This is a genomic window from Synechococcus sp. WH 5701 (assembly GCF_000153045.1).
GTDB classification, from domain to species: Bacteria; Cyanobacteriota; Cyanobacteriia; order PCC-6307; family Cyanobiaceae; genus Regnicoccus_A; species Regnicoccus_A antarcticus.
Map to the genome: position 1 here is coordinate 662,216 of NZ_CH724159.1, position 20,362 is coordinate 682,577.

Below are 20,362 nucleotides of genomic sequence, written 5' to 3' on the forward strand. Positions count from 1 at the left end.
GCTCCGGCATCTGGCTCGAAACCTGTCCAGTATCGATGCTCTGATCGCCTGCGGTGCAAGAGTTTTGGCGGCTGGTCGCCATTGGTATCGCAAGCTGTTGGTGATCAGTGAGCTGGTGAGGCAGCAAAAGATCCTGTATCACTCAGACACCAGAAGTATTCAGGATCGAATCGTCAGTTTGACACAACCCCACATCAGGCCAATCGTTCGTGGCAAGACTAGAAATAATGTTGAATTTGGTGCCAAGATCTCGATCTCGGTCAGTGGCGATGGATTTGCATTCCTGGATCGTCTCAGCTGGGATCCCTACAACGAAGGAGAAGACCTAAAATCCCAGGTACGCACTTTTCACCGTCGCCATGGCTTTTATCCAAAGGTTGTCTGTGCTGATCAGATCTATCGCACACGATCCAACCGCGCCTTTTGCATGAGGCATGGAATTCGCTTGAGCGGGCCGCGTCTTGGCAGGCCAAAAAATGATCCTGATCTCGTCGCTGCAGAGAAGAAGATCGCTCTAGATGATCAGAGGCGGCGCAACGGTGTAGAGGGGAAGTTCGGCCAAGGGAAGCGCCGTTTCGGGCTTGGGCTCGTTCGTGAGAAGCTGGCCGAGACCTCAGGTTGCACCATCGCCATAAATCTGTTGGTCATGAACCTCGAGAAGCTCCTGGAGCTTCTTGTTGTATTGATTGCCATACTCCAAGGCTTGCTAATGGCATGTATCGCCTCTGAGAGGCGTCCCACGCTGCTCATTTCATCGGGACTGAGTTTGGCTACATGCTGAGATGATCACGGCGCAGGCATCTCTGGATCAGAGGCTGGCCCGAGCAATAGCTTTTTCAGGAGGCCCCACATAGCGGCCGCTGATCTGCAGCGGTGGCCGGCCGATGCTCAGTCGGGTGGAGCCATCCGCCCCCGGCTCCAGCTCCACCTCCTCCAACTGCACGATCAGATCGTCGTTTGGGCGTGCCCCCGCCAGCGATTGCAGCGGTCCCACCCGCAGGCGCCCATCCAGGCGCCGGGGCAGGAGGTTGCCCTGCCCCTCGATCTCCTGCGCCGCTGCAGCGAAGCGCACATCGGTGCTCACCCGCTCCACCAGCTCCCGCAGGGCCGGCCGCTGAGCCCACTCCAGGTGCAGCACCTGTCCCTCCAGCCCCTGGGCCGTGGGCGGAGCGTGCTCGATCTCGACCCAGACCCAGTCGCCGGGCTCCCGGCTGGTTTCAGTGACGCTGGGCAGGATCAGCCGGCCGATCCAGTCGGCGTGTGGCTGGTACAGGCGTGAATCGGGGCGCTGGCTGAGCGGGTAGTGGCTGGGCCGGTTGAAGGGCGCGGCCTGGGCCAGGGCGTAACTGCTGCCGGGGGCGGGTGCGCCGGCCAGCGCGGGAGCCAGCAGCAACGACACCGTCAGGGTCAGGAGCAGCAGGAAAGGGAGCAGCCGCCAGGAGCCTCGCCGCTGCCGTGGCCGCTGGGGGGAGGTGGATGTCATGGCGGGGAGGGTGCCACCTCCAGCTGGGCGGCGCCGCAGCGGCTGCAATAGGGAAGGTGCCGGTGGGTGGGCTCGTGGCAGTGGACGCACTCGCGGAACTGGGCATAGCCGCAATGCGGGCAGTGGCGGCCACCGCTGGGGAGCTTGCGGGCGCAGTGCAGACAGCGGCCGCGCTGCACCCGCTCCGCCGCCTGCAGCCTCGGGTTGAACACCAGGGCCTGCAGCAGCTTGATCAGGGCGAAGCCCACCAGTGGCACCGCCAGCAGGTAGAGGTAGCTCACCAGGAAGCGCAGATTGCCTGCGATGGCCCGCACCACCGCCAGCAGCAGCTCGAAGATCAGCCCTATCTGGGCCGCTTCAGCCAGCTTCAGCAGCAGCGGGATCAGGGAAATCACCAGCAGGTGCCAGCTCACCAGCGCCAGCAGGCCGTGCCCCCTGCGCAGGGCGTGGCGATGGATCAGCAGGCTCAGCAGCACCAGCGGCATCAGGAAGAGGCCCTGCAGCAGCAGGCGCTGGCTGGGGGCCCAGAACTGGGCCCTCGCGAAGGCCCGCTCCATCGCCTCGTAGCCGCCGCTGCGGTTCAGGAACGTCAGGAAGGACTGGCTCTCGCTGGCCTCCAGCAGCTGCTGGCTGAGCGTCACCACCTCGGCCCGCAGGGCACCGATGCGGGCGTTGTTGGCTTCGATCCGCCGCCGGGCCTGCGAGGCCGGCACCTCCTGGATGGCCTTGGAGGCCGGCTGACCGGCGATCTGCTCCAGCAGGCTGGAGTCGTACTGGGAGCGGATCGCGGCGTTGCCCTGCTCCAGGGTGGTGATCTCGGTTTCGGCCACATCCAGCTCCCTCTGCCGCTGGCGCAGCTCCGGCTGGGCGGCGATGAGGTCCTGATGGCCGGCGAAGTCCAGACAGATGGGCGCAACCCGGCCGAGGTGGTCACGGCTGGCCTCGAGGGCCCCGGCGCGGACGCCAGGTTCGGGGGCTGAAGCCTGCGGTTCCCCCGGTGCACGGCGCGGAATGGCCCGGCGCAGGATCGCCAGGTCCCGCTCCAGCCGGTCGTTGTTGCCCTCCCGGTAGAGGCTCCACTCGGCCTGACAGGGAAAGGCCTGCTGCGGGCTCAGGGGCCACTCGGCGATGGCGGCCATGCCGCTGAAGATGTTGACCAGCAACACCAGATCGACCAGCACGATCACCAGCAGGCTGGCCTTGTTCAGGGGCTGGCCGTTCAGGGTTCCCGAGCGCTGCAGCAGCCCCCTGATCTGGCGCCCCAGCCGGCGCCAGGCGTGGGACAGGGGGGCGGTGAACGGGAATCCTTGCGGCATCGGCGCTGCCCTAGGGCCAGAGGCTCAGCGTCGCAGGCACCGCGTCCAGTCGCCAGAGCTGGGCCCGACGGCGCAACAGCTCCTGCCCCACGATCGCCTCCACCCGCAGGCTCGCGAAGATTGGGTTGGCGGTCACGATGGCCTCGACAGGCTGGCCTGGATCGCCTCCTGGCAGCGCCAGGCCCGAGAGGGGCTGGCGGCGGGCCCTCTGCTCGCCGCAGAACCCCGCGAGCCGCAGAGCCCTGGCTGCTGCCAGCGGCTGCAGCCGAGCCGCCAGGGCCGTCGTGATGAACAGCCCTTCGGCGCCAGTGTCGGCCAGGGCGAGGGCCGAGCCCGCCGGTGTGCCCAGGGGCAGCAGCGGCACCCCTTGGCGCCAGACCAGCGGCAGGGTGGTGACGTCCCCGGCATGGTCTCCCCGTCGAAATCGCTCGGCATCGGCGAGGGCCAGCGGTCCCAGGCTCAGGCGCTGGCCGTGGGGGTCGATCCAGAGCGGCTGCTGGCGCAGCTGCGGGGCCCCCAGAACACCGTCGACCCCCGGGGGCAATCCAGCCACCGGCAGCACCAGCGCCTCCATGCCGCTGAGCTGGAGCCGTTCACCATCAGAGGCGATCACCAGTTCGGGCAGTTTCACCCGCTGGGGCTTGAGGTCTGGACAGGCCTCACCGGCACCGGCGAGCGCGAAGGTCTTCGGATCCACGAGCTGGCTCTCGAGGTTCAACCGGCGCACCAGCTCGGGGCTCACCAGGGTGGTGGAGGCCCCGGTGTCGAGCATCAACCGCACCATGCCGCCGCCGCTCTGGAGGCTGAGCACGGGGGTGTCACCGCCGCTGGCCCGTTCGAGGGGGATGTTCACCTGGCCGCTGCTGCGCCCAGACGCCAGGGGCGGTCCCCCAAGCTGAATCAGGGCCGCTGTTGTGGTGGTCTCTATGGAGCCTGGGGAGGCCCCTGCGGGCTGCACGCCAACGAGCCCCAGAGCAAGCCCCAGCCCCAGCGCCGCAGCCCTGCTGATCATCTGCCGTCGGCGCGGCGAAGGATGACCGCCAGGGCCCCATCGGGCCGCCGCAGCTCCAGACGATTCGCCTCGATCTGCCATGTGCTGGCAGATTCAAGGGCGCTCAGAAACTGGATCTCCTGCTCCATCACTCCCCGGGGCCGCACGCAGATCCTGCGGGTTGCCGCCGGCGGCCCCACCTGGATCGTTCCCTGGCCGAGCACCGCCGTTGCGGTGTAGCGGTTGCATCCAGCCGTTCCCGCCAGACGCCCGCGCGCGCTGAGCTCCAGGCTGAGGGTGGTCCCCGTCAGGGTGCTCACCACCGCCTGCTTGCCGTTGTTGAGCCCGGTGACGATCCAGAGGGCGCCGGCGATCTCCTGGGGCTGGGGCCGGAAGCGGACCACTGGAGTGCCATTGGCGGCCATCAGCTCCAGCTGGCCGTTTCGGAGGTTGTAGCCCCTGGCCGCCGTGAGGGCTGCCCTGAAGGCCTGGGCCTGACGCATCTGCTTTTCGGGGCAGGCCATCTGGGTGGAGGGGCCCTGTTCGCTCACCCGGAAGAGGGAGCCCCTTACCTGCACGGAAGCGGAATAGCGGTTGCAGCCGTCGCTGCCACTGATGCGGCCCTTCTCCAGGCGCAGGGTCGGAGCTGGGGTCACCAACGTTCTCTGTCCCGGGATCGACTCCAGCAGCCAGGCACTCCCCTCCAGGGGCGATGGTCGCGGCAGCTCGGAGGCTGGCTCACCCGCTTGCCTGGTCTCGGCCGGCAGCGGGCTGACCGTGATCGCCAGCAGGGCCCCCAGGGCAAGACCGAGTGAAGCCCCTGCCCCTGCGCTGCGTCTTGTCACGTCAAGCCCTGTCAACCGTGGCACCCATCCTGGTGCCCAGCAGCACCAGCAGCAGCCCGATGACCGTGATGGGGTGGATGGCCTCCCCCAGCACCAGGGCTGCGCTGATCACGGCCACCACGATCGTCAGCGATCCCCACAACGACACCTGGGCCACACTCCAGTGGCGGTAGGCCTGGCGCAGGGCCAGTTCACTGCCCAGGGACAGCCCGAGTCCATAGATCACGATCACTCCCACCACCCACGCGGCGTTGAGCAGGTGGAAATGGGAGGGTCCGAACAGGATCAGGGCCAGGGCGCCGAACACCAGGGCTGAGACCGTGGTGGTGAGCCCCACCGTGAGGGCCGCCGGCCAGCCGCGCTGGGCGATGGCACGGCCGCTCACCCCGGCCCCCGCGAAGGCGACCACCCCCACCAGCGCCCAGACCACCCCCAGCAGTTCATCCATCGGTCCGCCCATGCCGGCCATTGCCAGCTGGGGAAGCAGCAGCCCGAGCACGATCAGCCCGAAGCTCAGCCAGAACCCCCGCGGCAGCGTTTCCCCCAGCAGGCGCCTGGCCAGCAGTGCCGACAGCGGCAGCACCAAGGCGAACAGCAGGGTCTGGCTGATCACCGAAAGGGACTCCAGGGCAAAGTAGAAGGCCACGGGTCCCAGGAACAGCCCGAGCACCGTGTCCAGCGCCAGCAGACGGCGATCGCGCCCCTCCAGCTTGGCCAGTACCTGCGGCAGCTGGGCCCGTCCGGGCAGCAACACCGTGAGGCCCACGATCAGCTGGGCCACGAAGAAGACGTTGCAGAAGCTGATCGGGTTCTCGCCGCCGATCGGGTGAGTCGCCCCGAAGGCCTGCAGCCCTTTCAAGGCGGTGGCGTTGAGCCCCTTGAGCACCACGTAAAGCAGCAGCGGTAACCAGGCCATGGTTGAGCGCTTCGCTTGGATCGGCTGGCGCATGGCTGGAAGGCCTGCCTTGGCTCAACTCAGAAAAAGAATTTCACCCCCATCTCCACTCCATTCTGGTTGATGTCATAGGCATTCTCCGGGGATTGATCGTTGGTGCCTCCCAGATGCAGGTAGCGCCAGGAGAGATTGAGCTGGGTGTTGTTGCCCACCGCATAACCAACCCCTACCTGGGCATTGGCTGAATAGTCGTCGGAGTTGTTGACGCCGAAGCCGCCGAGATCACCGCGGGCGAACAGGCGCAAGCGTGGCGAGAGAAACACGCTGGCCTGGGTTCCCAGCAATGGCTGGGTCACGGTGCCGCCGAAGCTCCTGGAGCGGGAGAGGCTCAGATTCGGTCCGTCGAACTGGGCACTCAGGTCGTAGCGCATGTCGACGAAACGCACGCCGGCATAGGGGATCACGCTGAAGCTGCCGCCCTTGGCGATGGCCTGTTCCCTGTCACCGAAGCGATAGCGAAGGGCCACGTCATAGATCCCCTGGATGTTGTTGAGCGTCGCGCTCAGTTTCCTCCTCCCTAAGGGGGATGTGGTGGCGTCCTCCCCGCGCACCGACACGTAACTCAGGTCGGTGAGCAGCCCCAGCCGCTTGTACTCGACGCTGCCGCGCACATAGGCCGCCATGGTCAGCGGGCGCAGCACCTGCTCGAGATCGAGGTCCACATCGGCGGTCAGCCCCTTGACGGTGGTGCTGCCGGTGGTGCGAAGAGGGAAAAAACCGTAGATCTCCGCTGTGGCGCTCCAGGGAGAGGGGGCCTCGGCGGTCTCTTTCCCTTCTGTGCTGGAAGGCCCCTCTTCCGCGTTGCCGGTGGTCTCCTCCTCGGCAAGGGCGATTCCAGGGCCGATCAGGGGCTGGATCAGGGCGATTCCAAGCAGGAGCAAGGCCTGATGCCGCAACGACACCCAACCGCGATCAGGGCGAAACATGGGCTTCTGTCTTGAACATCACTTGGGGGAGGGTAGTGGGAAGGTTGACGGTCGGCTCAGGCCGATTGTCGTCCCATGATCTCCAGATAGCGATCCTCGAGTTCCCTCACCAGCAGCTGCTCGAGGCCAGCCTGACGCAGTTGCTCCTCCACCTCCGGGGCCGTGAAGGCGGCCTGCAGGGACTGGCGGTAGTCGTGCTGGAGCACGGCTGGGGCCCCGGCCGCATGGGTGGTCACCAGTCGCTCAAGGGCGGTCTGATTGGCGGGACGACGCAGATCCTTGATGTAGATCGCGGCCCCGGGGGCCGCCAGCTGGTGCACCGTGCTCCAGAGAGCCTGGGGATCGTGGAGATGATGCAAAAGGCTGTTGCTCACCACGGCGTCATAGCCCCCCTGCAGCCGAGATGAGGGGAGCAGGGCCTGCTCGAAGCTCACGGATCCGCAGGGCAGGGAACCCTGCTGTGGCTGATGCTGGCGTTTCTGATCCAGGCGGGCGATGGCGATGGCCAGCATCGCGCCGGAGCCATCCACCCCCACCACCTGGCTGGAGGGGTAGCGGCTCGCCAGGCGAAAGGTGATGTTGCCGGGGCCGCAGCCCAGATCGACGATCCGCTCCCCCAGCTGAGAGCCGAAACAGACGGCGATGCGCTCCACCATGGCCTGGTCGGTGGCACTGAAATCGGCCTCGGCGTAGGCCCGGGCCTGCTCGACCCCATCCATCAGTTCGGGTTCGCAGACGCGCTCGATCGGGATGCTCCTGGAGGTGTTGACCAGTCTGCCTCTGGTCGCTTCAGCGGCTGGAGCTGCTCGTGGGAGGTTGGCGCTCTCCGCTGCTGGAGAACCGCTGCCAGCTGATCTGCTCGATCGTGCCCAGGGTCTGGGACTCGCCTGAGGCTGTGGTCACTGTGATCAGATCCGGGCGGCCCGCCATCACCTCAAGCCCTGCCCCCAGGGAAAAGTTGCCGGTGCCGGTGAACAGGCCCCGGAACAGTTCCTTGCCCTCGCCATTGCGCACTTCCAGCCAACTGGGTTCCCGGCTGCTGAGCTGAAGGCTCCCCTGACTGGGCTTGCCGGTATTGGCTGGCTCGCTTGTTTGGCTGGCAGGGCTGATGGCTTCGCTGGCCTCGGCGCCCACGGGTGGGCTCGTCAGGTTGCTGGCGGCGGGTTGGCTGGGCTTCCAGCCGAAGGCCAGGCCGGCCACCAGGGCCAGCACACCGGCACCGCCTGCCAGCAGCCAGGTCATCCCGACCTGTCGGCGCTTTCGGGTTGGCTGAAGCTGGGCGGCGCTGCTGGGGTCCCGGGGGGCCATGGCAGGAGCCGCCAGGCTCACCCTGGCCACGGGAGCCGCGGTGGGTGCGGCTGTGCGTTTCACTCCAGGCAGGTGGATGTCCAGCAGGGGCTCGGTCAGCTGGTCGGCGTCAAGGCCGAGGCTGGTGGCCACCCGTCTGGCCTGGGCGATCAGGTAGATCCGCTCGGGCAGCCGCGTGTGGTCGCCTGATTCCAGGGCTTCGAGCCGGTCAGCGGAGAGATAGTTCTGCTCCGCCAGCACGGCCAGCGGGATGCCCTGGGCCTCACGGGCTTCAGCGAGCGCCCGGCCCAGGCTCACCAGGATGGGTAGCCGCTCACAGGCGGAGGAGTCGGCTTTGGCTGCCGAGTCTCCGGGCTCCGCTGGGTGGGACGCGCGCTCGCTCACGCTGGGGTTGCGGTCGATGGATCACTCCATCATGAAGGGAAGCTCCGATGGCGTCGGATGCCTCTGCTGCATCATTTTCCCTGCCCAGTCAGGTTGTGCTCGCAGGAGGAGCTCAACGGGCTGGGGGAACGACCACACAGGTCAGCGGTTGCTCCGCTTGTGCGGGGGTGCGGATCCAGCTGGCTTCCCGGCCCTTCACCCAGAACTCCTGGCCCAGGGAGCTGTAGCGGGCGCCACTGGCGGAGCGGGCCTGGGGCAAGCGCACCGCTTGGCCCTCCACGATCAGCACCACCTGCCGTGGGTCTTCGGGGAAGAACAGGGCCGTGGCCTGCAGCGTTTCTCCAGAGCCGCTGCAGAGATACTCCGCCCGGATCGCTGGTTCGGCGCTGGAAGCCTGAGCGAGCAGCAAAACGGTGCCCAGGCCAGCGGCCAGGGGCGACAGGACCATCGCGGGACGCAGCAACGAAAGGCCGACCATGGCGTGGATCCTGCCGTGCCCTTGCACTGTGCCATCACGAGACCCAATCTGGTCCCAGCAGACTGCAGGCCGATGCACCATTCACGATGAGGAGCTCCAGGCCCCCGCTGCGCCTCTCCCGCTCTGGGCAACGCCCCCGGGCCACCCCCTGGATCGAGGGGTTGGCCCGGGTTCTGCTCGCCCTGGTGTTCGTGCATGCCCTGGTGGGAAAACTCACGAACTTTGCCGCGGTGGCCGACAAGATCGCCGCCAAAGGTCTTCCCCTGGCCCCTCTGCTGTTGGTGCTGGCCATGGCCCTGCTGGCGTTGGGATCGGCCCTGCTGATCCTGGGTTGGCGTCAGCGCCTGGGCGCGGTGCTGCTGCTGGTCTTCCTCGTGCCCACCAGCCTGATCTTCCACAACGAGCTGGGCGACACCGCCGAGCGCATCCAGCTGCTGAAGAACCTGGCGATCATCGCGGGTCTGCTGCTGGTGGCCAATCAGCCGGGCGAGCGGCGGCCGAGGCTTCGTCGTTAATAGAGCCGGCTGAGCACGAACTCGGGCAGGCCGAGCAGGGCAGTGCGCGAGTCGGAGGGACTGAGCCACTGCAGGGCCTCACCGGCCTCGCGGGCAAACCCTTCGGCCAGGGCCCTCGAGCGGGGGATCGCCTCGCAGCCCCGCACCAAGGCCAGGGCCTGGGCGAGATCGTCGGGCTCACAGAGTTCACGCTCAATCAACCCCGCCAGGGCAGGACGTTCCTCCAGGGCATAGAGCACCGGAGCCGTGAGGTAGCCGGTGGCCAGATCGCTGGCGGCGGGCTTGCCCAGCTGTTGGTCGCTGCCGGTGAAGTCGAGAATGTCATCGACCACCTGGAAGGCAAGGCCGAGCTGGCGCCCAAAGCGGTAGAGGTCTTCGAGGCGGTCGTCAGCGAGGCCGCTGAGCACGCCGGACGCCTTGGCGCTGTTGGCGATCAGAGAGGCCGTCTTGCAGTAGCTCTTGTCGAGGTAGGTCTCGAAGCTCTGGCCGGTGTCATAGCGGTAGAGGCCCTGCCGCACCTCGCCATCGGCCAGGTCCATGATCACGCGTGAGAGCAGCTTGACGACCGCGAGGTCGTCGAGGTTGGCCAGGTGCCAGCTGGCCTGGGCAAAGAGGAAATCGCCGGCGAGCACCGCCAGTCGGTTGTTGAAGCGGCTGTGCACCGTGTCCACTCCGCGGCGGGTGGAGGCCTCATCCACCACGTCATCGTGAACGAGCGAGGCGGTATGGATCATCTCGGTGATCTCCGCCAGGCGCCTGTGGCGGCTGGAGAGTTCACCGTCGGGGGAGAGGGCGCGGGAGAGCAGCAGCACGATGCCGGGGCGAATCCGTTTGCCTCCAGCGCTGAACAGGTGCTCGGCTGCTGCCTGAAGAATGGGGTGCCCTGCTCCGATCAGACTGCGCAGATCGCTCAGCAGGGTTTCCAGGTCGTTCTCGACCGGCTGGAGCAGCTCTGCAACGGTGGCCATGTCTCCCGCCCGGTGAGCAGATCCTAGAAGGCTCCCACCGACGAACGCAGGCAGACCTGCTCCACCAGGGGTTGCCAGCCCAGCCAGGGGGCTGCGGCCAGCGCAAAGGCCTCGGCATCGCCCGTGACGCAGAATCGCCCACGCTCCACAGGCACCTCCCGGGGATGAAGACCGCAGCAGGGGGCCTGGTAGACGGGTGACTTGCCCAGCCGGTGGCCCAGCTGAGCCACCGCGGCCTGAGCTGGATCCACCAGCACCACCTCAGGAGGAAGCAGCTCACGCAGCAGCTCCTCCAACAGGGGGTAATGGGTGCAGCCCAGCACGATCGCCTCCACCCGCTCCGCCAGCAGCGGCTCCAGGTAAGCGATCGCCGCGGCACGCAGGCGTGGATCGGCGAAATTGCCGTCTTCGATCAGGGGCACGAAAGCCGGACAGCCGATCTCGATCACATGGCAGGAGGGATCGGCCTGGCGAAGGGCCCGTCCATAGGCCCCACTGCTGGCCGTGGCGGGAGTGGCGAGCACCCCCACCCGCTGGCACTGCAGTTGGCTGGCCACGCAGTCGATCAGCCCGAACACAGGCACGCCTTCACCGGCTTCGGCCTCGGCGATGTCGAAGGCCAGGGCATTGGTGGTGTTGCAGGCCATCAGCACCGCATCCACCTGCTGCTCCCGCAACCAGCCCACCACCTCTGCGGCGATCCGGCGGATCTCGTTGGGGGAGCGATGGCCGTAGGGCACACGGGCGGTGTCTCCCAGGTACACGAAGGGGAGGTCGGGATGATGCTCAAGCATCCGCCGCAACACCGTCAGCCCGCCCAATCCGCTGTCCAGCAGGCCGATACGCTGCTCCATCAGCCCCCTGCCAGATAACGGAGAATACCGCTGCTGATCGCCTGGGCCAGCCGCTGACGGTGGGAGGCGGTGGCCAGGCGGGGGGAGTCGATGTCGCCGGTGACGAACCCGGTTTCCACCAGGGCGGCGGGCATCACCGTGCGGCGGATCACGAAGAACCGTCCCGTACGGACCCCCCGATCAGGACTCCCCGGTGACACCGCGAGCACTTCCGACTGGATGGCGGCCGCCAGAGCTCTGGAGAGTGAACTCTGGAAGTAGAAGGTTTCGATCCCGTTGACATCCGGCCGGGCCATGCTGAGGGCGTTGGCGTGGATGCTCACGAAGGCATTCGCCCTGCTGCTGTTGGCCAGGGACACCCGCGGCGGCAGGTCCACGTCGATTTCCGAGGTGCGGGTGAGCAACACCTGGACCCCCTTGGCCTGGAGCAGCCGCGCCACCTGCAGGCTGATGTCGAGCACCACATCGGTTTCGCGCAACCCACCGATGCCCACCGCCCCGGGGTCGGGGCCCCCGTGGCCCGGATCGATCACCACCCGGTAACGTCCGCGGGGCACATCGGGAAGTCCGGCTGAGGAGAGGGGTGTCCTGCGGTAGCCGGGGGTGAAGCCCGGATTCGACCGCCACGGCACGGAGACGGCGTTCACATCCCCCTCACCCATGGTGCGCAGGCTTCGATTGGGAAGACCCTCGAATTCGAGCTTCCAGCGGTCCCTGGCCGTGCCCACCAACCTCAATCGTCTGGGATCGAGCTGGGTGCCCGGCTGGAACTCGAGCACCAGCCGGGTGGTGCTGGGATCCGGCTTGCCGATGCGGACCTCCCGCAGGACGCCGTTGCCGCGGATGCTGCGGGTGCGGCTGGGGGCTCCCGGCAGATCCACCCACACCCTGGGCCCGGTGTTGCCCCGGCCGGCCTCGAAGAAGGCCTGCAGGGAAATCGACGGGGAGGTGCGCAGCTCCAGCACCCCATCACTGTTGATGCGCCAGGCCGCCAGGGCACTGGCCGCCCGTGCCGGCAAAGCGGCCAGTAGCAGGGCGGCCTGAAGCACTCCACCGAGGAGAACGGTGCTCAGCGGGCCGAGACGGGGTAGGCGTGGCTTGCTCAGGATCAGAACAGCGAAGGACGACGGTGGTTGAGGCTCGGCATCTGGGCACGGACCCGCTGGCCATGGTCAGGGTCGACGGGGGCCACCGCAAGCCCGACACCAATGCCGGCATCGGCCAGGACCGTGCCCCAGGGATCGATCACCAGAGCGTGGCCGTGGCTCTGGCGGCGTCCGTAGTGCAGGCCCGTCTGGGCCGGAGCCAGGACGTAGGCGGTGTTCTCGATTGCCCGAGCCTGCAGCAGCACCTGCCAGTGGTCCTTGCCGGTGAAGGCGGTGAAGGCAGCCGGAATCATGATCAACTCAGCGCCGGCACCGGCCAGGTGGCGGTAGAGCTCAGGGAAGCGAACGTCGTAACAGATCGAGAGGCCGATCCGGCAGAGGCCGGGGGCATCGACCACGGGCGGCAGGGCGGTGCCGGATCGCACGGTTTCCGATTCCCTGTAGGTGTTGCCGTCGGGCAGATCCACATCGAAGAGATGGATCTTGTCGTAGCGGGCGAGCAGCTGGCCGTCGCGGCCCACCAGTTCCGCCCGGTTGTAGGTGACCCGCTCGCCGGCGGGCACGGGAAAACCACCGCCGAGGAGGGTCACCTGGTAACGCCGCGCCATGGTGACGAGGAAGCGGCTGCAGCGGTCCGCCAGGCTGGGGGCCAGCTCCAGGCGGCGGTTGTCGTCGCCCATGAAGGCGAAGTTCTCCGGAAGGCCCACCAGCTCGGCGCCGCGCCGGGTGGCGAGCTCGATCTGCTCTTCGGCTGCGGCGAAGTTGGCGTCCGGATCGGGCGTGCTGGTGAGTTGCACTGCGGCAGCCAGAAAGCTCGTCACCGGAGGGAAGTGCCAGGTCGGCGGAACTTTAGGGGGAGGTCCGGCAGGGTTCCGGCCTGCACGGCCCCCTCACGGGCTGGTCTCAGCTGGCCTTGAGCACCCCGGGTTCGGCTTGCATGGGCACGATCGTGAGGGTGTCGAGCGCGGCACAGCACTGGAAATCGGCGTCGTGGTTGCCGAGCCTCTCCAGCCGTTGGCCGTGGCTGGCGGTGCGCAGGCAGCCCTCGGGGTCGTGCCGCCACTGCTGCCAGAGGGCCAGGGCCGCCACCATCTCGTCGTTGCCCGCCGTCACGTTGATCCCCGCGGCAGGGGCCAGCTCGAACAACGCGGCGCCCACGGCACCCGCCGCCAGACTGTCCTCCAGCGAATAGGCACCCTCCCAGCCGCTGCCCACGATCCAGACGTTCTCGACACCCCGCTCGATCAGCCGCTTGGCCACCGCAGTGCGGTTCGGCAGGCAGGCGGTGAGGAGCAAGGGCAGATCCCGCACCCGATCGAGGGAGCGGGTGCCGTTGGTGGTGCTCATGAAGATGCGCTTGCCTGCCACCAGCTCCGGGGTCACGCCCAGGGGCGAGTTGCCCAGATCGAAGCCCTCCACCCTGGCCCCACCGCGCTCACCGGCGGTGAGACGGCGCTCGGAGGGCCAGGCCGCGGCGCTGGTCTTGAGGGCCTCGAGGTCGGCGAAGGCCTGGATCGCCTCGGCGCCGTTCTCCAGGGCCCAGGCCATGGTGGTGGTGGCCCGCAGCACATCGATCACCACCGCTGCATCGGGGCTGCCGCCTTCGGCACCTCCCGCTTCCGGCACGCATTCGGAGGTGTGGAAGGTATGGATCAGCACGGCACGGCAGGCGGGGAGGGTGCGCCACAGTAGGCAGCAACGGATCTGAACCGATGCAGGCAGTGTTGCCGCGGAGCACCACCCGAGACCTGCGCGGTTTTCTGGCGCTGCTGGAACAGCGCGGCCAGCTGCGGCGAATCACTGCGCCGGTGGATCCCGACCTGGAGCTGGCGGCCATCGCCGACCGGGTGCTGGCCCGCGGTGGACCCGGCCTGCTGTTCGAGAACGTGATCGGCAGTTCGATGCCGGTGGCGGTCAACCTGCTGGGCACGGTGGAGCGGGTGGTCTGGAGCATGGGCCTGGAGCGGGCCGAGCAGCTGGAAGACCTGGGGGAGCGCCTGGCCCTGCTGCAGCAACCCCGCCCCCCCAAGGGCCTGCGCGAGGCGGTCCGTTTCGGCGGGGTGCTCTGGGATGTCGTCAAGGCCCGCCCCGACCTCGACCTGCTTCCCCCCTGCCACCAGCAGGTGTTCAAGGGCGAGCAGGTGAATCTCGATGCCCTGCCGCTGCTGCGCCCCTGGCCTGGTGATGCCGGCGGCGTGGTCACCCTTGGCCTGGTGATCACCAAGGACCCGGAAACGGGGGTGCCCAACGTGGGCGTGTACCGCCTGCAGCGCCAGTCGGTGAACACGATGACTGTGCACTGGCTGAGCGTGCGCGGCGGCGCCCGCCACCTGCGCAAAGCCGCGGCCCTGGGCAAGCCCCTGGAGGTGGCGGTGGCGATCGGCGTGCACCCCCTGCTGGTGATGGCCGCCGCCACCCCGATTCCCGTGCAGCTGAGCGAGTGGCTGTTCGCCGGCATCTATGCCGGAGAGGGGGTGCGCCTGGCGAAGTGCAAGACGCTCAACCTGGAGGTGCCCAGCCACAGCGAGGTGGTGCTGGAGGGCACGATCGCGCCGGGCGAGGTGCTCCCCGATGGCCCCTTCGGCGATCACATGGGCTTCTATGGCGGCCTGGAGGATTCCCCCCTGGTGCGCTTCCACTGCGTCACCCAGCGGCGTGACCCGGTCTTTCTCACCACCTTCAGCGGCCGCCCGCCCAAGGAGGAGGCGATGCTGGCGATCGCCCTCAACCGGATCTATACGCCGATCCTGCGCCAGCAGGTGCCGGAGATCGTCGATTTCTTCCTGCCGATGGAGGGCCTCAGTTACAAGCTGGCGGTGATTGCCATCGACAAGGCCTACCCCGGCCAGGCCAAGCGGGCGGCGATGGCCTTCTGGAGTGCCCTGCCCCAGTTCACCTACACCAAGTTCGTGGTGGTGGTCGACAAGACGATCAACATCCGCGATCCGCGCCAGGTGATCTGGGCGATCAGCGCCCAGGTGGATCCCCAGCGGGATCTGTTCGTGCTCGAGGACACCCCCTTCGACACCCTGGATTTCGCCAGCGAGCGGCTCGGGCTCGGTGGCCGTCTGGCGATCGATGCCACCACCAAGATCGGCCCCGAGAAGCGCCACGACTGGGGCGAACCATTGCGGCGCACGGCTGAGCAGGAGGCCCGGGTCGACCGGCGCTGGGCCGAGCTGGGTCTCGCCGACATCGATGCCCGTGATCCCGATCCGGTGCTGTTCGGTTACACCCTTGAACACGTGCTCGAGCGGCTGGCCGTCCCCGGCGCCTAGGCCGATGCTCCCTCCCAGGCCGTGATGCTCAAGCGCCGGGGCCTGCAGGCGATCCAGGCGTTACTGGAACTGGCGCTGGAGCCCGAGAGCTGGCGCTCGGGGCCCGACCTGGCCGCCAGCCTGGCGATCCCCGAGCCGATGCTCGAGCAGGTGCTGCTGCAGCTGCGCCGCGCTAAGCTGGTGGAGGCCCGCCGGGGTCGCCATGGCGGCTACAGGCTTCAGCGCACCGCCGCCGCCATCCCCCTGTTGGAGGTGCTTCAGGCGGTGGAGGCAGACCCCTCCCAGCCTCCAGCCGTGACGGCGCCATCGGAGCAGGCGGGGGAGCAGGTGGCCCTGGCCCTGGAGCGGCGGCTGCAGCTGGCCCTGGAGCGGGAGCTGGCCAGGCTCACCCTCGAGGAGCTGCTTTACGACCTGCGCAGCACCCAGGAGTGCCTGCGCCAGGAGGGGGGATTGATGCTGGGCTGAGAGCGCCGCTCAAGGGGCTGCCGGCAGCAGCAGAGCCCCGATCGCGAAGCTGGCATACAGGAGCAGAAGCTGCAGCCCTTCGTACCAGCTGAGCTGGCGGTCCTTGCTGATCCAGTCGACCATCAGCACCGTGCAGCCCAGGCAGGCCAGGGCCACCGGAGGGAACGCCAGATGCAGGTAGCGCTCCATCACCATCCCCGAGAGGACCAGTACCGGCAGCACGAACAGCAGCAGCTGCAGGCTGGATTCCACCGTGCTGCTCATGGCCAGATCCATGGTGCCGTTGCGGCCCGCCTGGACGGCTACCACGGCTTCCGCGAAGCTGCCGAACAGGGGCAGCAGCACCAGTCCCACGAACAGGGGATTCAGATCGAGCTGGGCCACCAGTTGCTCCAGGGAGCTCACAAGGGCCTCCGATACCCCCACCAGCAGCAGGCTGACCAGGGCGATCAGCACCAGGATCGTGGCCAGCGAGGCTCGTTGCCGGCCATGCGCGCTGACCATCTGGATTCCACCGCTCGCCTCGACTCCGGCAAACAACCGACGGTGGGTGCCGAGCTGATAGACGAAGGAGAGCAGGTAGTACCCCAGCACCAGGGCCGCCACCAGGGCTGAATAGAGGGCGAAGCCTTCGAAGCGGTCCGAGCCCGCGGAGATTCCCTCTCCCTGATGAAGCAGGAAGATCGAAGGCACCGAAAGCAGAATGGTGCTGATCAGCAGCTGCTGGGTCTGCAGCTGGGTGCTGTGAGCGTGGATCGGCACCGCGATCACCCGGCGGCTGGCCACCAGGGTGCTGAGCCCGAGCACCAGCAGGCAGTTGGTGATCACCGCTCCCGCCAGGCTGGTGACCACCAGGGGGTAGAGGCCGCTGTTCAGGGCGGTGAACGAGACCACCAGCTCCACCAGGTTGCCCAGAGCCACCCCCACCAGACCCCCGAGCCGGTTTCCCAGCCGCTGGGCCAGGGCGTCCACCAGCACGGCGATCATTCGCCCCAGGGGCACCAGCCCAAGCCCGTGGAGCCCGAAGCTCAGCAGCACCGGGATCCGCTCCTGGGCGGGAAAGGCAACGGAGAGCAGCGTCAGCAGGGTGAAGGGCAGCAGCAGGCTCCAGCGGCTGATCAGCAGCCGCCGGATCAGATCAGCCATCGCCTGGCTCCTCAGCTCCCAGGTAGGTGGTCCTGAGGTCCTCATGGGCCAGCAGCTCGGCGGCGCTGCCGCTGAGGCTGACGCTGCCGGCCTGGAGCACCACCCCCCGGTCAGCGATGGCCAGGGCCGCCTGGGCGTTCTGCTCCACCAGCAGGATCGTGAGGCCCTCGCGATGAAGCTGCTGCAGGATTGCCATCACCTCGGCCACCAGCATCGGTGCCAGCCCCAGGCTGGGTTCATCCAGCAGCAGCAGCCGCGGACGTCCCATCAGCGAGCGGGCGATCGCCAGCATCTGCTGCTCGCCGCCCGAGAGGCTGCCGGCCGGTTGCGAGCGGCGCTCGCGCAGGCGGGGAAAGAGCTCGTAACAGCGCTGAAGATCCTGCTCGATCCCGCGCCGATCGCGGCGCAGGTAGGTCCCGAGCTCCAGGTTCACCGCCACGGTCTGGCGGGCCAGCACCCGCCGCCCCTCCGGGCAGTGACCGATCCCGAGCCGCACCGTTCCCTCGGTGGCGGTCCTGGCCAGGGAGCGGCCGTTCCATTCGATCCGCCCCGCCTCCGGCTTCACCAGCCGCGAAATCGCCCGCAGAGTGGTGCTCTTGCCGGCACCGTTGGAGCCCAGCAGGGCCACCAGCTCCCCCTCGTGGATGTGCAGATCGACGCCGCTCAGGGCGCTGATCGCCCCATAGCGCACCGAGACATCCCTCAGGGCCAGCAGCGGCGGGGCGGCGTTGGCGCTCAAGGGCTCACCCCCAGATAGGCCTCGATCACCGCCGGGTCATGGCGCACGCTCTCAGGCGTGCCCAGGGCGATCCGCCGGCCGAAATTCAGCACCGCCAGCCGGTCGCAGAGGCGCATCATCAGCGGCACATGGTGCTCAATCACCAGCACGCTGAGATCGAAGCGGAAGCGCAGGCTCCGGATCAGGGCCGAGAGCTCCTCCTTCTCGATCGGGTTCATGCCGGCGGCTGGTTCATCCAGCAGCAGCAGGCGCGGGGCAGTGGCCAGGGCGCGGGCGATCTCCAGCCGCCGCTGCGACCCATAGGCCAGGCTGCCGGCCGGCAGCCTGGCCGCAGAAGTCAGATCCACCAGCTCCAGCAGCTCCAGTGCCTGCTGGCGCAACTCCCCCTGGCGCTGACGAAACGATCGTCCCCCCAGCAGGGCCGCGTGCAGTGGGGAGCGCGCGCTGTGGTGCAGGCCGATCAGCACATTCTCCAGGCAGCTCAGCCGCTGGAACAGGCGCAGGTTCTGGAAGGTGCGGCCGATCCCCAGCCGGTTGATCTGGTCGGGGGGCAGTCCGTCGATCGCTCCCTCACCCCAGCGGATCGACCCCGCCGTGGGCCTGCCCACACCGGAGATCAGGTTGAACAGGGTGGTCTTGCCGGCTCCGTTGGGGCCGATCAGACCGAAGATCTCGCCCGGCTGCACCTGAAGGGACACCCGATCAAGGGCGAGCAGGCCGCCGAAGCGGCAGCTCACCTCCTCCAGGACCAGCAGGGGAGCTGCAGCCGTTCCTTGGGCTGAGGCGGCCGGCATCAGGGTCGTCGCAGCGCGTCCCGGAGCCTGGCGAAGCGCTCCGGGGTGACCAGGCCCTGGGGAAAGAGGATCGGCCCCACCAGGATCACGAGGCCGAAGAGGATCAGGCGCAGATCCCCCACCGGCCGCAGCAGTTCTGGCAAGGCCGTGATCACCAGGCCCCCCAGCACAGGCCCCAGCCAGATCCGGGAGCCCCCGAAGACTACGAACGCCAGGGTGGTGACGCTGGCATCGAAGCTGCCCTGACGGGCGTTCCAGGTGTTGAGGAAGTGGGCGGCCAGCACACCGGTGAGGGCGGCGATCACGGCGCTGAGCACGAAGGCGGTGAGTTTCACATCGGCGGTGGGAATGCCCATGCAGCGGGCTGCCAGTTCGTCATCGCGGATGGCCGCCATCGCCCGTCCCAGCCGCATGGCCTCCAGCCGGGCACAGAGCCAGCAGACCAGCGCCAGCAGGACCCCGGTGGCCAGGGCATAGCCCCCTGGGCCGGCGAAGGGCTGGGGAATGCCGAAGATGCCCACGGCTCCGCCACTCCACTCCAGGTTCAGGTTCAGCACCCGCAGGATCTCCACCAGGGCGATGGTGGCGATGGCCAGGTAAATGCCGCGCAGCTGCAGCACGGGTCGCCCGAGCACCAGGGCCACAGCCGCTGCCACCAGGGCCGCCAGCAGCAGCTCCAGGGCCAGGGAGGTCAGGGGGTAGCCGGCCCCATCGCCCCAGAGGGCGGGCCAGCGGGTGGAGAGCAGGGCGGCCACATAACCGCCGATGACATAGAAGCCCGGTGTGGCGAGTGAGAGCTGACCGCAGCGCAGCGGCAGGTAGACCGAGAGGGCCAGCAGGGCGCCGAAGCCCATCTGCACCAGAAGGGAGAGATCGCTCACACCTTGCTCGCCAGGGGTTTGCCGAGCAATCCCTGGGGCCGGAGCAGCAGCACCAGAAACAGGATCGCAAAGGCCACACCGTCCTTGTAGCCGGAGAGCTCCGAGGGCACCAGCGCTTCAGCCAGCCCCACGATCAGGCCGCCGAGCACCGCCCCCGGCACGCTGCCCAGCCCGCCCAGCACCAGCACCCCCAGACCCTTGAGCCCGTAGCCGATGCCGAAGTAAGGCCCGGCGATGCTCACGCTCAGTCCCACCAGCCCGCCGGCCACGCCAGCCAGGAACCCGCTCAGTGCGAAGGCCAGGCGGATCATGGCGCCGGAATCGATCCCGAGCAGGCGGGCGGTGGTGGGATCCTCCGCCACCGCCTGCAGGGCCTTGCCGTTGCGGCTGCCCTCCAGCCAGAGAGTGAGCAGGACCAGCAACAGGGCGGCAACCAGCAGCAGAAGCAATTGCACGGTGCGGATCTGGGCGCCGCCCAGGCTCAGCGCCGGCGGCAGGGCCGCCAGGGTGGAGGCAGGAATCGAGTAGCTCTCAGCTCCCATCAGCAGCTGCACGAGGTTCACCAGCACCACCCCAGCACCCAGGCTGGAGATCAGGTAGAGCAACGGTTCGGCGTTGCGCTGGCGCAGGGGGCGGAAGGCCACCGCCTCCACCCCCAGGCCCACCAGGGCGGAGCCGGCTCCGGCCAGGGCCAGGGCCAGCCAGAACGGCAGGGCAATGGGCAGTTGCCAGCCCGCCAGCAGCCCATTGGCCCCCACCGCGCCACCGATCAGCAGGTAAGTGAGGTAACCCCCGATCGTGAACATCGCCCCATGGGCGAAGTTGATCACCCCAAGCACCGAGAACACCAGGGTGTAGCCGAGGGCGAAGAGGGCATAGACCGCCCCCGAGGCCAGTCCGTTGATCAGAATCTGCAGGAGATGAACCACG

General features: G+C 68.1%; 23 protein-coding genes. 4 read left to right on the top strand and 19 right to left on the bottom strand.

Annotated features, from left to right (window positions below; all coding sequences use genetic code 11):
- Positions 1-781, top strand: a 781-nt coding sequence (locus WH5701_RS18320; protein ID WP_232201779.1) for a transposase, incomplete at its 5' end; no start/stop codon positions are given.
- A 27-nt stretch (positions 782-808) separates the two neighbouring features.
- Here the strand turns inward: WH5701_RS18320 and WH5701_RS04270 are convergent.
- The 9 genes from WH5701_RS04270 to WH5701_RS04310 form a co-directional block, all read right to left on the bottom strand.
- Positions 809-1,483 (bottom strand): hypothetical protein, encoded by a 675-nt coding sequence (locus WH5701_RS04270; protein ID WP_156776542.1) that lies wholly within the window; start codon positions 1,481-1,483, stop codon positions 809-811.
- The gene (locus WH5701_RS04275; protein WP_006170756.1) at positions 1,480-2,799 is read right to left on the bottom strand and encodes a zinc ribbon domain-containing protein; all 1,320 of its coding nucleotides are present in this window, start codon (positions 2,797-2,799) and stop codon (positions 1,480-1,482) included. Before WH5701_RS04275 ends, WH5701_RS04270 begins: the two co-directional genes overlap by 4 nt.
- A gap of 10 nt (positions 2,800-2,809) precedes the next feature.
- Positions 2,810-3,811: a retropepsin-like aspartic protease gene (locus WH5701_RS04280; RefSeq protein WP_006170757.1), complete on the bottom strand. Its 1,002-nt coding sequence runs from the start codon at positions 3,809-3,811 to the stop codon at positions 2,810-2,812.
- On the bottom strand, positions 3,808-4,635 hold the full coding sequence (locus WH5701_RS04285; protein ID WP_006170759.1) for an META domain-containing protein: 828 nt from the start codon (positions 4,633-4,635) through the stop codon (positions 3,808-3,810). The genes WH5701_RS04280 and WH5701_RS04285 overlap by 4 nt, the downstream gene beginning before the upstream one ends.
- Before the next feature lies 1 nt (position 4,636).
- Positions 4,637-5,584 (bottom strand): DMT family transporter, encoded by a 948-nt coding sequence (locus WH5701_RS04290; protein WP_006170761.1) that lies wholly within the window; start codon positions 5,582-5,584, stop codon positions 4,637-4,639.
- A 26-nt stretch (positions 5,585-5,610) separates the two neighbouring features.
- Entirely contained in the window at positions 5,611-6,516 is a 906-nt protein-coding gene (locus tag WH5701_RS04295) for a hypothetical protein (protein WP_232201780.1), read from the bottom strand.
- Between the two features lie 56 nt (positions 6,517-6,572).
- Complete coding sequence (locus tag WH5701_RS04300) at positions 6,573-7,235, bottom strand: trans-aconitate 2-methyltransferase (RefSeq protein ID WP_006170765.1); 663 nt, start codon at positions 7,233-7,235, stop codon at positions 6,573-6,575.
- 70 nt (positions 7,236-7,305) lie between these two features.
- Complete coding sequence (locus tag WH5701_RS04305) at positions 7,306-8,208, bottom strand: helix-turn-helix domain-containing protein (protein ID WP_006170767.1); 903 nt, start codon at positions 8,206-8,208, stop codon at positions 7,306-7,308.
- Between the two features lie 112 nt (positions 8,209-8,320).
- Positions 8,321-8,686 carry an MliC family protein gene (locus WH5701_RS04310; RefSeq protein WP_006170769.1) on the bottom strand — a complete coding sequence of 122 codons (366 nt, stop codon included), beginning with the start codon at positions 8,684-8,686 and terminating at the stop codon, positions 8,321-8,323.
- Between the two features lie 86 nt (positions 8,687-8,772).
- Between WH5701_RS04310 and WH5701_RS04315 the strand changes: the two genes are divergently transcribed.
- Positions 8,773-9,201 (top strand): DoxX family protein, encoded by a 429-nt coding sequence (locus tag WH5701_RS04315; RefSeq protein ID WP_006170771.1) that lies wholly within the window; start codon positions 8,773-8,775, stop codon positions 9,199-9,201.
- On the opposite strand, the gene sds is transcribed toward WH5701_RS04315, so the two are convergent.
- The 5 genes from sds to WH5701_RS04340 form a co-directional block, all read right to left on the bottom strand.
- Entirely contained in the window at positions 9,198-10,169 is a 972-nt protein-coding gene (sds, locus tag WH5701_RS04320) for a solanesyl diphosphate synthase (RefSeq protein WP_006170773.1), read from the bottom strand. The two genes, WH5701_RS04315 and sds, sit on opposite strands and share 4 nt — an antisense overlap.
- A 23-nt stretch (positions 10,170-10,192) precedes the next feature.
- Entirely contained in the window at positions 10,193-11,023 is an 831-nt protein-coding gene (murI, locus tag WH5701_RS04325) for a glutamate racemase (protein ID WP_006170775.1), read from the bottom strand.
- Positions 11,023-12,072 (bottom strand): N-acetylmuramoyl-L-alanine amidase, encoded by a 1,050-nt coding sequence (locus tag WH5701_RS04330; RefSeq protein WP_006170776.1) that lies wholly within the window; start codon positions 12,070-12,072, stop codon positions 11,023-11,025. Before WH5701_RS04330 ends, murI begins: the two co-directional genes overlap by 1 nt.
- A gap of 59 nt (positions 12,073-12,131) precedes the next feature.
- Entirely contained in the window at positions 12,132-12,950 is an 819-nt protein-coding gene (locus WH5701_RS04335; RefSeq protein ID WP_006170778.1) for a carbon-nitrogen hydrolase family protein, read from the bottom strand.
- 82 nt (positions 12,951-13,032) lie between these two features.
- Positions 13,033-13,788: a 2-phosphosulfolactate phosphatase family protein gene (locus WH5701_RS04340; protein WP_006170779.1), complete on the bottom strand. Its 756-nt coding sequence runs from the start codon at positions 13,786-13,788 to the stop codon at positions 13,033-13,035.
- Positions 13,789-13,841: 53 nt separating this feature from the next.
- Between WH5701_RS04340 and WH5701_RS04345 the strand changes: the two genes are divergently transcribed.
- Together WH5701_RS04345 and WH5701_RS04350 are read left to right on the top strand one after the other, a co-directional pair.
- Positions 13,842-15,407 carry a UbiD family decarboxylase gene (locus WH5701_RS04345; protein ID WP_006170781.1) on the top strand — a complete coding sequence of 522 codons (1,566 nt, stop codon included), beginning with the start codon at positions 13,842-13,844 and terminating at the stop codon, positions 15,405-15,407.
- Positions 15,408-15,431: 24 nt separating this feature from the next.
- The gene (locus WH5701_RS04350) at positions 15,432-15,872 is read left to right on the top strand and encodes an Rrf2 family transcriptional regulator (RefSeq protein ID WP_006170782.1); all 441 of its coding nucleotides are present in this window, start codon (positions 15,432-15,434) and stop codon (positions 15,870-15,872) included.
- A gap of 9 nt (positions 15,873-15,881) precedes the next feature.
- Here WH5701_RS04350 and WH5701_RS04355 read toward each other — a convergent pair whose 3' ends face one another.
- The 5 genes from WH5701_RS04355 to WH5701_RS04375 are packed head-to-tail and all read right to left on the bottom strand — an operon-like array spanning position 15,882 to position 20,361.
- Positions 15,882-17,018, bottom strand: a complete 1,137-nt coding sequence (locus WH5701_RS04355; RefSeq protein ID WP_006170784.1) for a hypothetical protein — start codon at positions 17,016-17,018, stop codon at positions 15,882-15,884.
- Positions 17,011-17,757, bottom strand: coding sequence for an ABC transporter ATP-binding protein (locus WH5701_RS04360; RefSeq protein ID WP_006170786.1), 747 nt, complete (start codon positions 17,755-17,757; stop codon positions 17,011-17,013). The genes WH5701_RS04355 and WH5701_RS04360 overlap by 8 nt, the downstream gene beginning before the upstream one ends.
- Positions 17,754-18,551 (bottom strand): ABC transporter ATP-binding protein, encoded by a 798-nt coding sequence (locus WH5701_RS04365; RefSeq protein ID WP_006170787.1) that lies wholly within the window; start codon positions 18,549-18,551, stop codon positions 17,754-17,756. Before WH5701_RS04365 ends, WH5701_RS04360 begins: the two co-directional genes overlap by 4 nt.
- Entirely contained in the window at positions 18,551-19,432 is an 882-nt protein-coding gene (locus tag WH5701_RS04370; RefSeq protein WP_006170788.1) for a branched-chain amino acid ABC transporter permease, read from the bottom strand. The genes WH5701_RS04365 and WH5701_RS04370 overlap by 1 nt, the downstream gene beginning before the upstream one ends.
- Positions 19,429-20,361, bottom strand: a complete 933-nt coding sequence (locus tag WH5701_RS04375) for a branched-chain amino acid ABC transporter permease (protein ID WP_006170789.1) — start codon at positions 20,359-20,361, stop codon at positions 19,429-19,431. The genes WH5701_RS04370 and WH5701_RS04375 overlap by 4 nt, the downstream gene beginning before the upstream one ends.
- Between the last annotated feature and the right edge of the window lies 1 nt (position 20,362).